This window comes from Enterocloster aldenensis, assembly GCF_003434055.1.
GTDB lineage: Bacteria > Bacillota > Clostridia > Lachnospirales > Lachnospiraceae > Enterocloster > Enterocloster aldenensis.
Window position 1 is genome coordinate 201,238 of sequence record NZ_QVEX01000003.1, and the last position, 12,829, is coordinate 214,066.

Annotated in this window: 12 protein-coding genes; 8 read left to right on the forward strand and 4 right to left on the reverse strand. The window is 49.5% G+C overall.

Features of this window, described 5'->3' with window-relative positions; genetic code table 11:
* Window positions 1-65: 65 nt before the first annotated feature.
* From DWX59_RS09250 to DWX59_RS09280, 8 genes are all read left to right on the forward strand, one after another.
* On the forward strand, window positions 66-398 hold the full coding sequence (locus tag DWX59_RS09250; protein ID WP_117558334.1) for a hypothetical protein: 333 nt from the start codon (window positions 66-68) through the stop codon (window positions 396-398).
* A gap of 256 nt (window positions 399-654) precedes the next feature.
* The gene (locus tag DWX59_RS29600; protein ID WP_268878104.1) at window positions 655-783 is read left to right on the forward strand and encodes a hypothetical protein; all 129 of its coding nucleotides are present in this window, start codon (window positions 655-657) and stop codon (window positions 781-783) included.
* 121 nt (window positions 784-904) lie between these two features.
* Window positions 905-1,204 (forward strand): hypothetical protein, encoded by a 300-nt coding sequence (locus tag DWX59_RS28535; RefSeq protein WP_147325795.1) that lies wholly within the window; start codon window positions 905-907, stop codon window positions 1,202-1,204.
* Between the two features lie 206 nt (window positions 1,205-1,410).
* The gene (purC, locus tag DWX59_RS09260) at window positions 1,411-2,118 is read left to right on the forward strand and encodes a phosphoribosylaminoimidazolesuccinocarboxamide synthase (protein ID WP_117558338.1); all 708 of its coding nucleotides are present in this window, start codon (window positions 1,411-1,413) and stop codon (window positions 2,116-2,118) included.
* Window positions 2,119-2,213: 95 nt separating this feature from the next.
* Window positions 2,214-3,698 carry an amidophosphoribosyltransferase gene (gene purF / locus DWX59_RS09265; RefSeq protein ID WP_227116241.1) on the forward strand — a complete coding sequence of 495 codons (1,485 nt, stop codon included), beginning with the start codon at window positions 2,214-2,216 and terminating at the stop codon, window positions 3,696-3,698.
* A gap of 111 nt (window positions 3,699-3,809) precedes the next feature.
* On the forward strand, window positions 3,810-5,246 hold the full coding sequence (gene purB, locus DWX59_RS09270; protein ID WP_117558340.1) for an adenylosuccinate lyase: 1,437 nt from the start codon (window positions 3,810-3,812) through the stop codon (window positions 5,244-5,246).
* Between the two features lie 913 nt (window positions 5,247-6,159).
* The gene (locus DWX59_RS09275) at window positions 6,160-7,068 is read left to right on the forward strand and encodes a LysR family transcriptional regulator (protein WP_117558342.1); all 909 of its coding nucleotides are present in this window, start codon (window positions 6,160-6,162) and stop codon (window positions 7,066-7,068) included.
* 158 nt (window positions 7,069-7,226) lie between these two features.
* Window positions 7,227-8,501 carry an adenylosuccinate synthase gene (locus DWX59_RS09280; protein ID WP_117558344.1) on the forward strand — a complete coding sequence of 425 codons (1,275 nt, stop codon included), beginning with the start codon at window positions 7,227-7,229 and terminating at the stop codon, window positions 8,499-8,501.
* A 224-nt stretch (window positions 8,502-8,725) separates the two neighbouring features.
* On the opposite strand, the gene DWX59_RS09285 is transcribed toward DWX59_RS09280, so the two are convergent.
* The 4 genes from DWX59_RS09285 to DWX59_RS30265 all read right to left on the reverse strand — a co-directional run bounded on the left by DWX59_RS09285 (window position 8,726) and on the right by DWX59_RS30265 (window position 12,786).
* Window positions 8,726-9,787 carry a protein NO VEIN domain-containing protein gene (locus DWX59_RS09285; RefSeq protein ID WP_165641170.1) on the reverse strand — a complete coding sequence of 354 codons (1,062 nt, stop codon included), beginning with the start codon at window positions 9,785-9,787 and terminating at the stop codon, window positions 8,726-8,728.
* Window positions 9,788-10,072: 285 nt separating this feature from the next.
* A complete protein-coding gene (locus DWX59_RS29275; RefSeq protein WP_227116242.1) occupies window positions 10,073-10,387 on the reverse strand; it encodes a hypothetical protein in 315 nt (104 codons plus the stop codon).
* A gap of 122 nt (window positions 10,388-10,509) precedes the next feature.
* A complete protein-coding gene (abc-f, locus tag DWX59_RS09295) occupies window positions 10,510-12,453 on the reverse strand; it encodes a ribosomal protection-like ABC-F family protein (RefSeq protein WP_117558348.1) in 1,944 nt (647 codons plus the stop codon).
* 90 nt (window positions 12,454-12,543) lie between these two features.
* Complete coding sequence (locus DWX59_RS30265; protein ID WP_409337931.1) at window positions 12,544-12,786, reverse strand: DUF6783 domain-containing protein; 243 nt, start codon at window positions 12,784-12,786, stop codon at window positions 12,544-12,546.
* Window positions 12,787-12,829: the final 43 nt, after the last annotated feature.

The following is a 12,829-nucleotide window of genomic DNA, read 5'->3' on the forward strand; positions in this document are numbered from 1 at the left end:
GTACCACCATAATATAAACTCCAAACGCACATAATAAGGATAGAAATAGAAAGGAGAATGTTATTATGAAAAAAATCAGACCTGCTATCTTAGCTATGTTACTATTCGTTATGGTTTTATCTGTGACGGCCTGCGGAAGCAATAACTCAGGCTCCCAGTCCACCACAGGTTCCAGCCAGTCTTCTTCATCAGCAGCAACATCCACAACTGCTGCAGGGAATAATGAGAGCAACAGCAATACCTCCGGTTCCGAAACCACCGGAGGTGTGCTTGACAATCTTGTAGATGACGTGGAAGACGGCGTGGATGATGTTGGCAACGGCATCAAGGACATGACCGGCGAATCAGGCAATACCAATGAGACCAGCAACACAGCCACAACAGAGGCAACACACTAATCACGACCATATGGTATTTATTGCAGAGCGGACCCTTTCCTGGCCGATACGGCAGGGGAAGGGTTCCTTTTGCTTTGGCAGACATGGCGGGGAGAAGGGGCACGTTTGTTTTGGCAGGCATAGCGGGGAGAAGGAGCATGTTCGTTTTGGCAGATTTAGCGGGAAGAAGGGGCTTTTAGCATGACTTCTGTGTCATGGTGGTGAATGCATGTTCTGGTCTTGATATGGAACCTGGGATGAATTATAATTGCCATATATGCTTCATTGGAGAGGATGCGGGAAAGGAACCGGGATTGGGATTCTTGAACCGGATGATATGTGGCTGGCGCCATATGATTGTATGGCAAAAGTCATATTGGCGCAGAAGATGGCTTCGGCTGTATAGAAGCCATATGGTTAAGAAGTGGAAGGGCAGGGGGAATGGGGGACAGGCACGCGTTTTCAGGCCGGGACAGAGGAGGAGAAAAAAACTCACAATCAGGACAAGGGAGAGAAAAAAACGCATTATGAGAAAAATCCTTATAGCCGCCGCAGGATTGGCTGCATATGGGGCCGTATCCGGGCAGGGAGGATTTTTCACGGGGCTTAGGGAGATGGTCCAGATCCGTTATGTTGAGGAACAGGAAGCGGCACCGGTTGATAGGACTGGCAATCTGAGGACGGAACCAGCCGCTGATGGAGGCTGGCAGCAAAGGGAAGCCCCCCTTGAGGGCAGGCGCCGGAAGGAAGGAGTGACGATTATTCTGGATAAAGGGTCTGTGAGCATTTTCAGGATGGAAGAACACATGGAAACCGGGAGTGATTAGAAGGGGATAGAAAATTCATTAGGAATTTTAATGATTGCCCTTCTTGTATTCAACTGGATATTGTATTATAATTTCTTCTGAAATGGTATTCTTTTATAGCGTCAACTTATAAATCTATATCTTATATCTATGTTACCATTTAGGAAAATCCACGATTCAAATTCAATCGCGGATCATGAAGAAAAGAAAAGGACAGGTGGATACCCATGGAAAAGAAAGAGATGCTCTATGAAGGAAAGGCTAAGAAAGTCTATACTACGGAGGACCCGGATGTATTAATCGTATCCTATAAGGATGATGCCACTGCATTTAACGGATTAAAGAAGGGGACCATTGTGGGCAAGGGAGCCATCAATAACCGTATGACCAACTTCATCTTTAAGAAGCTGGAAGAAAAGGGCGTGCCGACCCACCTGGTGGAAGAATTAAATGACAGGGAGACAGCTGTCAGGAAAGTGGAAATCGTGCCCCTTGAGGTAATCGTGCGCAACTATTCCGCGGGCAGCTTTGCCAAGAAGATGGGAATGGAGGAAGGCATAAAGTTTAAATGCCCGACCCTGGAATTCAGCTACAAGAATGATGACCTGGGCGATCCCTTCATCAACAGCTACTATGCGCTGGCCCTTGGCCTTGCCACCCAGGAGGAGATTGATGATATTACCAAATATACCTTTAAGGTAAATGAGGTGCTTCAGGAGTATTTTGACGGCCTGAACATTGACCTGATTGACTTTAAGATTGAGTTTGGCCGTTACCACGGAAAGATAATCCTTGCTGACGAGATTTCCCCCGACACCTGCCGCCTGTGGGACAAGGACACCCATGAGAAGCTGGACAAGGACAGGTTCAGAAGGGATCTTGGCAATGTGGAGGATGCTTATGAGGAAGTATTCCGCAGACTGGGAATCCAGTAATGAACTTACATACAACGCCTGGGCATTGATTACCCAGGCGTTGCCTGATTCAATACATCTTATCAATCTATCATAAAAGAAAGGGACTTGGCTGAATGGATTGGAACCAGTTTGACTTTGACAGGGAAAATTCCCGGTTGGATCAGTCACGGGACGGTATTGGGGCAGATAAACTGCGCGAGGAGTGCGGGGTTTTTGGAATCTATGACCTGGATGGGAACGATGTGGCGTCTACTGTCTATTATGGGCTTTTTGCCCTGCAGCACAGGGGACAGGAAAGCTGCGGCATTGCGGTCAGCGATACAAAGGGACCAAAGGGCAAGGTGAGCGCCCACAAGGGCATGGGCCTTTGCAATGAAGTGTTTTCAACGGAACATCTGGAGCAGATGCACGGCAACATCGGGGTTGGACATGTGCGTTACTCCACGGCCGGCAGCAGTACCAGGGAAAATGCACAGCCCCTGGTGCTTAACTATGTAAAAGGCACCCTTGCGCTGGCCCACAACGGCAACCTGGTCAATGCGCCCCAGCTGCGCCATGAACTGGAATACACAGGAGCCATTTTCCAGACAACCATTGATTCCGAGGTCATAGCCTACCATATTGCAAGGGCCAGGGTTTCCCAGCCCAATGTTGAAAGCGCGGTGGCAAAAGCCATGGGTAAGCTAAAGGGCGCCTACTCCCTTGTAATCATGAGCCCGCGCAAGCTGATTGGGGCCAGGGACCCCTTTGGATTCAAGCCCTTATGCATTGGAAAGAGGGGCAATGCATATATCCTTGCCTCAGAGACCTGCGCCCTTGAGACAATCGGCGCGGAGTTTGTGAGGGATGTAAGGCCGGGGGAAATTGTCACCATCACCAGGGAGGGGATTGCGTCTGACACGGAAATGTGTTTCAGGGATACTGCAAAAGAAGCCAGGTGCGTGTTCGAATATATATATTTTGCCAGGCCGGACAGTGTATTTGACGGGGTAAGCGTATATCATTCCAGGATTCAGGCAGGCCGTTTCCTGGCCCTGGATTCGCCGGTGGAGGCAGACCTGGTGGTGGGCGTGCCCGAATCCGGTAACGGGGCAGCCCTTGGTTATTCCATGGAGTCCGGGATTCCCTACGGAACCGCATTCGTGAAGAATTCCTATGTGGGGCGCACCTTCATAAAGCCCAAACAGAGCAGCCGGGAGTCCGCGGTCCGTATTAAGCTGAACGTCCTTAAGGAAGCGGTCGCAGGCAGGCGTATCATCATGATTGATGATTCCATTGTGCGCGGCACCACCAGCGCCCTGATCGTGAACATGCTGCGGGACGCAGGGGCCAGGGAAGTCCATGTGAGGATCAGTGCGCCGCCATTTCTCCATCCCTGCTATTTTGGCACGGATATCCCGTCAGAGGACCAGCTGATTGCCCATGGGCATACGGTGGAGGAGATACGGGACATGATTGGCGCTGACTCCCTTTCTTACCTGAAAATGGAACGGCTTCAGGAGATGGCATGCAGCCGGTCCATATGCACGGCCTGTTTCAGCGGGAAATACCCCATTGAGCCGCCGGTTGAGGATATCAGGGGAAGCTATGATAAATAAACAGCGGTTGAAGACACGCCCTTGTTGTGATAAGATAAAAACCATGAATTCAGAGAACTTAGGAAAAACCATGATGAACAAGCAGTCGTGGAGAAGTATGGAGGAAATGACATGAGTAACACAGACCGATATATAAGCCCTCTTTCCGAGCGCTATGCCAGCAGCGAGATGCAGTATATTTTTTCGCCGGACATGAAGTTTAAGACCTGGAGACGCCTGTGGATTGCCCTGGCTGAGACTGAGAAGGAGCTGGGCCTGGGCATTACGGACGAACAGATTGAGGAGCTGAAGGCCCATGCGGACGATATTAATTATGATGTGGCAAAGGCCCGTGAAAAGGAAGTGCGCCATGATGTGATGAGCCACGTGTATGCATACGGGGTCCAGTGTCCCAAGGCAAAGGGAATCATCCATCTGGGAGCCACCTCCTGTTACGTGGGGGATAATACAGATATCATCATCATGACAGAAGCCCTTAAGCTGGTGAGGAAGAAACTGCTCAATGTTTTAGCTGAACTGGCTAAGTTTGCCGATGCCTATAAGGAACTTCCAACCCTTGCATTCACCCATTTCCAGCCCGCCCAGCCCACAACGGTAGGAAAGCGCGCCACCCTTTGGATGATGGAACTGAAGCTGGATCTGGACGACCTGGATTATCTGATTGGTTCCATGCGCCTTCTTGGCTCCAAGGGCACCACAGGCACCCAGGCCAGTTTCCTGGAACTGTTTGACGGTGACCATGACAGATGCCGCAGCCTGGATGAGCGGATAGCCAGGAAAATGGGATTCGGGGGCTGTTATCCTGTCTCAGGCCAGACCTATTCCAGGAAGGTTGACAGCCGTGTGATTGGCGTCCTGGCAGGAATTGCCCAGAGCGCACACAAATTCTCAAACGATATCCGCCTGCTTCAGCACCTGAAGGAAGTGGAGGAACCATTTGAGAAAAAGCAGATCGGCTCATCCGCCATGGCGTATAAGCGCAATCCCATGCGGAGCGAGCGCATTGCCAGTCTTGCCAATTATGTGATGAGCGATATGATGAACCCCATGCTGGTGGCCTCCACCCAGTGGTTTGAGAGGACCCTGGACGACTCGGCCAACAAGAGGTTATCCGTGCCCGAGGGCTTCCTGGCCGTGGACGGCATCCTGGATTTATATCTGAATGTGGTGGATGGCCTTGTGGTGTATCCAAAGGTAATCGAAAAGCACCTGATGGCGGAACTGCCATTCATGGCAACAGAGAACATCATGATGGACGCGGTTAAGGCCGGGGGCGACCGCCAGGAACTTCATGAGCGCATCAGGGAGCTGTCCATGGAAGCAGGAAAGAATGTAAAAGAAAAAGGCCTGGATAATAATCTTCTTGAACTGATTGCAGCAGACCCTGCATTCAACCTTTCCCTGGATGACCTGAAGGCGGCCATGGACCCATCCCGGTATGTAGGACGGGCGCCCAAACAGGTGGAGGAGTTCCTGGAGGAAGTAATCCGCCCGGTACTTGCGGATAATGCAGGGGAGCTGGGGATGACTGCGGAAATAAATGTATAGGTTGGATTGGGGGATGTGAGGGGGCTGCGGATGCTACGTCCGCGAAGCGGGCCAGGGCAGGCTTTGGGCTAAGGGGAACCGGCCGGGACGGGAGGATTCCTTAGGACGGCTGCGGGACGGACGCCAAGTTCCGGAGGGGCAGCTTCTAAGGCCCTGGCAAGCAGAAAGACGGGGACCGGTGCTATTCGCTGAGAAATCCTGAAGGACTTTCTCAGCTCAGAGCACCTTGGATTCTTGCTTTGATGCAGGAATCCACCCCGTCTTTTTGCTTGCCATGACCTAAGAAGCTGCTCCCTCCTCCACAATGCGCCCGCCCCGCAGCCGCCCTAAGGAATCCCCCCCGTACCCGCCTGCTCCCCCTTAGCCCAAAGCCCGTCCTGGCCCGCTTCGCGGACTGTGTATTCCAGCCATGACATGCGCCAAACGCAGAAGTGGAAATAAAGTCTCCGGCGCCAGCTGTTTCCAGAAGATATGGGATGGACTGGCGGGGGGATTTTTTATTTTTCCAGTCGGATTTATGTGATGCAGGGATGGAGGAACGTGGTGGGTGAGCGGAAGGGGGATGGGGGTGCGGATGCATCTACAGGGACGTGTGGGTCTTAGGCTGAGGGAAGCGGTGCTAAGAGGCCGGCGCCTTTGTCTGAGCCCGATGACTAAATGGGTGGTAATACCTGAAGCGCGAGTTTGGCAGCCAGCCTCTTGTCCAGCGCCGTTTTCCTCGGCCTTAGAGCCACTAGTCCCGCAGCCGTATCCGCACCCCCATCCCCCTTCCGCTCACGGACGGATGCACCTTCACGCCCACACCTCATAAATCCACGTTCCCATATTGCGAACCTTGGCAAGGAATGGTATAGTTTTAATATAGGAAAGTATAAGGACAAGTCAACAAGAACAAAGGAAAGGGAGGTCATGGATGAATGTAAATCTGGAATATTACAGGGTGTTTTACTATGTGTGCGTTCATGGGAGCCTGACTGCGGCTGCCAGGGAGCTGTGTATCTCCCAGCCGGCAGTCAGCCAGGCCGTGCGCCAGCTGGAAAAGGAAGCGGGGATTAAGCTGTTCCTGCGGACGTCCAAAGGTGTCCAGCTTACAAAGGAGGGTGAACTTCTGTACCGCTATGTTAAAATAGGGGTGGAGAGCCTTTTGGAAGGTGAGAAGATGGTGGAACGGGTCCTGGGCATGGATATGGGGGAGGTGCGGATTGGCGCCAGCGATATGACCCTGCAGTTTTTCCTGCTTCCTTATCTGGAACAGTTTCACAAGGAGTTTCCTAAAATCAAGGTCAATGTATCCAATGCGCCTACGCCGGAAACCATAAAGAGCCTGGAAGAGGGCAGGATTGATTTTGGCGTTGTCACCACGCCCTTTGAATGCAGGGGGACCATGAACCGGATTCCGGTCAAGGTCATACGGAACGTGTTTATTGCAGGCAACAGCTTTGAATCGCTGAGGGACAGGAAACTGGATTATTCGGAGCTTTCAGGACTGCCCTGCATTTTCCTGGAAAAGAATACCAGCACCAGGACGTTCATGGATGATTTCCTGTTAAAACAGGGGATTGAACTGAAACCGGAGTTTGAACTGGCCATTAGCGACATGATTGTACAGTTTGCCAAGCGCAACATGGGGGTGGGCTGCGTGATGGAGGGATTTGCCCAGGATGCAGTGGAAGCAGGGGATGTATTTGAACTGAAATTTAAAATGGAGATGCCTGCACGGCATATTTGCGTGGTTACCGGGGAATCTAACCTTATATCCATGCCTGGACGCAAGCTTCTGGAAATGATTACCGGTCAGAGGATTGAAACGGACATGATATAAGTGCTCATTATGGGAAGCATAACAAAGAACGTCTTTACTTATGAAGAACGATGTAGTAAAGTAAGAACTGTCTTTTTTGGGTTTGTATTGAACTCAGAATATGGCATAAGACAGATAATGAGCATGGACGGGAAGATACCCGAAGGAGGATTTATTGTATGGTCAGAGCAATTGTAGGTGCTAACTGGGGCGATGAAGGCAAGGGCAAGATTACAGATATGCTTGCCAAGGAGTCTGACATTATTGTACGCTTTCAGGGCGGAAGTAATGCAGGACATACCATTATTAACGACTACGGCAAATTTGCCCTTCATCTCCTTCCATCCGGCGTGTTTTATCAGCATACGACCAGCGTGATTGGCAATGGGGTTGCGCTTAATATCCCATATCTGATGGATGAGATACAGTCACTGGTGGACAGAGGGGTTCCAAAGCCCAGGGTGCTTGTTTCGGACAGGGCACAGATCCTGATGCCTTATCATGTGCTGTTTGACACCTACGAGGAGGCGCGTCTGGCAGGCAAATCCTTTGGCTCCACCAAATCAGGCATTGCCCCGTTTTATTCTGATAAATATGCAAAAATCGGTTTCCAGGTCAGCGAGCTGTTTGACGAGGAACTTCTGAGGGAGAAGGCATGCAGGGTGTGTGAACAGAAGAATGTGCTTCTTGAGCATCTGTACCACAAACCGCTGTTGGATCCGGAGGAACTGCTCCGTGAGCTGCATGGTTACCGCGACATGATTGAGCCATATGTGTGCGATACATCCGCATATCTTTATGAAGCCATTAAAAAGGGCAGGAAAATCCTTCTGGAAGGCCAGCTGGGCTCCCTTAAGGACCCGGATCATGGAATCTATCCCATGGTGACGTCCTCCTCCACACTGGCTGCATACGGCGCAATCGGCGCAGGAATACCGCCATATGAAATTAAGGATATTACCACGGTTGTAAAGGCTTATTCCAGCGCTGTGGGCGCAGGCGCCTTTGTCAGCGAGATATTCGGGGATGAGGCGGAGGAGTTAAGGAACCGCGGAGGCGATGGCGGCGAATATGGCGCGACCACGGGACGCCCCAGACGCGTGGGATGGTTTGACGCGGTTGCAACCAGATATGGCTGCCGCATCCAGGGAACCACGGAGGTGGCATTTACCGTGCTGGATGTCCTGGGGTATCTGGATGAGATTCCTGTGTGCGTGGGCTATGAGATTGACGGCCAGGTGACAAAGGAATTCCCGACCACCACACGGCTTGAAAAGGCGAAGCCCGTGCTTACCAGGCTTCCGGGATGGAAATGCGACATCCGAGGAATTAAGGATTATGAGGACCTTCCTGAGAACTGCCGCAGATATATTGAGTTCGTGGAAAAGGAGATAGAGGCTCCCATTGCAATGGTCTCCAATGGACCGGGGCGGGATGACATCATCATGCGCTAACCGCTTCTGGAAGTATAGCAGGGATGGTAAATTGAATTCCGGTATATGGGCGTTCAATCGGAACACAATCACAAGGCAATGATGGAAATGTTTTCTGGAAACGGCGTGGCTATCGGGCTATGCCGTTTCTCCATTATGTAGGTCATTCGGTAAAGATGCAGGAGTATTCCCACAAGGTCATGTTCACTTATGATCCTTATTACTTACTTGATTATAAGAATCTGTCAAATTTCGCTTTCGATATACCATGACGTTACTTTCATGATATACCGTCCGGTATCAAATGGAGGTTCATATATCTTTAGGTGAGCCTCGCCTTTTCTCTTGTTAATATTGTATAGTCTATAAATTCTGTAGTTTTTCTTTTGCTGCTGCATCTTATTGGCAACGGTAATTTCGTTTTGGGAAATATAGAAGCCGCCATCGTGGTCTTGCTCTGTGCTCTTTACCTCGATGTATAATAACTCCCCTTGTTCGGTAAAGGATTTAATATCATAACCTTCGTTATCGCCTACTTCTTGAGATGTATGTTCAATTTGCTTTGCAAGTTTCCCTAACCCTACATTACATAACTTTTTCTTTTCAAACTCAATAACAATATATTCTCCTAAATCGCCAATACTTTTTTTCTTTTCATTAAGGGCCAGATAATCTGTTTTATATGACTTTCTAGTCTGTTTTGTTGCCGGTTTCCTTTCAGCGGGAATGTCCTCGTCATCAATCAGTAATTTAAAACTACTATACGATTTTGTTTCTGTTGGTTGAAGCTCATCAACGGCCTTTAATGGGGTGTTTCTGTGTTCATCATTACAGATGATTCTTATATACCATTTTTTTCTATATTCTTCTGTAAGGGCACTGGCAGCCGCATTAAAGAATTCGCATATCTTTAAATTATTTGCAACATAATATTTTTTGTCCGAAATAATGATTGCACTGTTTTCATCCTGTATTCGGGTACTGTTTTTTTGTCTGCTTGTAAAGTCATGGACAACAATTTCTGGGAAAATTTTAAATTTATCAGCCTTTGCCGTTAGAAAGCCATTTATGATTTCAATGGACTGATTACAGGCAGCCTCAACAAATTTAATATATGTTTTACGAGGACTTTCCCCGTCAATTATTATCTCATTATCGTCAGCCACAAATACAAAATTTATTTTATCAAACTGCATGTTATCACCGTAAACATATCCATTGTGAAAACAGGAATATGATTTTGCTTGAATATATTTACGATTATCAAGCCAGTATTGTATGGAAATCTCATCGAAATTTGCTTTCATAAATGACCCCTCGTTTCGAATATACATTTATATATAGTTCACACCATTATTTTAAGAGATTATAGCACATAATTATAGGCGTTTCTATCCGGTTTTACATTGTACCATACCTATGTGGCATCTACCGGTTTCAGTTTATTGGTTGATACTGTTTTATAAGCATTTTCCTTCCGGACGCCCTTTTTGCATCCAGGATATAAAAAAATGCCAGGAAACCTGTAGGATACAGCTTTCCCGGTATTTCCGATTTTTTAGATCAATCCTTTTCTAAATCATCCCATCTGCCTATGGCCTGGATGTTTTATCTTGCCCGTTCACATCTGTTTTGCCATGGGCTGTCCGCCTGTCTGCCTGTGTATCGGCCCTGCCGGCTTTTTCCGCCTCGGCTTTCAGCGCCTCTATGTCCGCTGGTTCAGAAGGCTTTAAAACACGTGCCATCAGTCCCATGGCAAACATGATGATAGGTATGAACACCATGGAGAAAATCACGGCCATAAGGTAATTCTTTGGGGCGCCTGTCACGGCCAGGATAATGGCCAGCACAAACAGCGCCACCAGAAGCAGGGCTCCGGCCAGGGCCAGGATCCGTTTTAATTTCATGCATTGACTCCTTTCATCCGTTGACTGTTTCCTTATCCATCCCAATCAAACGTCTTAACCACCCGTTCCAACCAATCGACTCAACCATCCGTTCCGGACCAATTGTCCATCCGTCTGAACCGTCAATCCTCAGCCAGTTCTTCCCAGCGCCCATACAGTTCTTCCAGCTGCCGGGCGATTTCTTCCTTTTCCCTGTTCAGTTCCATCAGCCTGTCCACATCGGTGTAGACCTCTTCCTGGGAAAGCAGCCCGTCAATCTCACTGTCCCTGGTTTCCAGGGCATGGATGGAATCCTCTGTCTTTTTTAACTCGTTCTGGCGCTTGCGTATGCGGGCCTGCTCCTCCTTCTGGGCTTTCCAGTCCAGCTTTATGCCGCTGGCAGAAGGGGATCCAAAATCCCTGTCCGGGGTTCCCGCAGGCGTCTGGCCTGCCGCATTCCTTGCTGCAAATGCGGCTTCCACGTCATCCTTTTTCTCAAGATAATAATCGTAGTTGCCGATATAATTAATCAGGGACTGGCTGGTCAGGTCCAGTATCCTGGTGGCGGTGCGGTTGATGAAATAACGGTCATGGGACACATAAAGCACGGTGCCCGTATAGCGGCAGAGGGCGCTTTCCAGTATCTCCTTGGACGTGATGTCCAGATGGTTGGTGGGCTCGTCCAGCAAAAGGAAATTGGCATCGGAGAGCATGAGCTTGGCCAGGGACACGCGTCCGCGTTCCCCGCCGCTTAAGTCCCTGATCTGCTTAAACACGTCATCTCCTGTGAACAGGAAGGAGGCCAGTGTATTGCGGATCTGGGTATTATTCATGTCAGGATAGGTATCCTGTATTTCCTCAAATAATGTCTTGTCCATGTGCAGGACCTGGTGCTCCTGGTCGTAATAACCGATGTGCACCTTGGAACCCAGGCGGATTTCACCGCTGTCAGCTTCCAGCAGGCCGTTGATGATCTTTAGCAGGGTGGTCTTGCCGGTTCCGTTATTGCCTATGATAGCCACCCGCTCCCCGCGCCTGATATCAAAATCCACATGGGAGAAGAGGGGCTGGGCGTCAAAGGATTTGCTTAATTCCCTGACCGTCAGCACATCATTGCCGCTGATTACATCCGGCTCCAGCCGTATATCCATGGAAGCGTCAATGTCCACCGGCTTTTCCACACGCTCAATCTTATCCAGCATCTTTTCACGGCTTTCGGCACGCCGGATGGACTTTTCGCGGTTAAAGGATTTTAGTTTGGCGATGACTGCTTCCTGGTGCCTGATTTCCTGCTGCTGGTTTAGGTATGCCCTGATTTTGGCATCCCGCAGCATGGCCTTCTTGTCGCTGTAAGCGGAATAGTTGCCTGAGAACATGGTCCCTATGCCGTTATCCAGTTCCACAATCTTGGTAACCACACGGTCCAGGAAATACCGGTCATGGGCAACAATGATCACACTGCCTGCATAGCTCTTTAAGTAGGTTTCAAGCCAGGCAATGGACTCCATGTCCAGATGGTTGGTGGGCTCGTCAAGCAGCAGTACGTCCGGCTTGGTAAGCAGGAGCTTGCCAAGGGATACGCGTGTTTTCTGGCCTCCGGAAAGGGTGTTGATGGGTTTGGTGAATTCATCCTCGCTGAATCCCAGGCCTTTTAATACGCCCGTGACCTCGCTTTTATAAGCGTAGCCATCAGCCAGTTCAAAGGCGTGGTTTAAGCGGCTGTATTCTGCCAGCATGGCTTCCAGGGCATCGCCTGAGGCCGAATGCATCTTAAGCTCCAGGCTGCGGATCCGCTCCTCCATCTCTATGACAGGACGCTTTACCTCCAGAAGGGCTTCGTAAATCGTGTTTTCGCTGTCCAGGTCCTGGTGCTGTGCCAGATAACCGATGGTGGTGCCCTTGCTGAGGGCCACAACGCCTTCGTCAGCAGCCAGCTCACCGATCATGATTTTCAAAAGGGTGGTCTTGCCTGCACCGTTAATGCCCACAATAGCCGCCTTTTCGTGGTCTTCCAGGTGAAAGGAAACCTGCTTTAAAATATGTTTGTCACCAAATGACTTGGTTATATTGCTGCATGATAAAATCATGGTTAAGCTCCTTTGCATTGTATACCGGCGCTCCATCCAAAGGGGGCAACAGGGCGCTGTTTTCCACGCGCTTATATGTGAAGGAATCCATCAGGAGATACCCCCTTTAGGACAAAGTACGCCCCACTTTGCGGCATATCTGGCCGGAATTCGGGTCACATAGCCCGCTATGCCCCCTTTATTTGCGCCAAATCCCCCACAAAGTGGGATGCACGGCCGACGGAAAGCAATTCTCAGACACGTCCTGGATTGCCGGGATTTCCATATTATACTTTCACCAGTATAATATAATAGGAAAATTTTTTCAAGAACATACTGAAACGTGTTTGACATTTTTTTGACACTTGTTTATAATAGAACCATTAGGTATTTATAG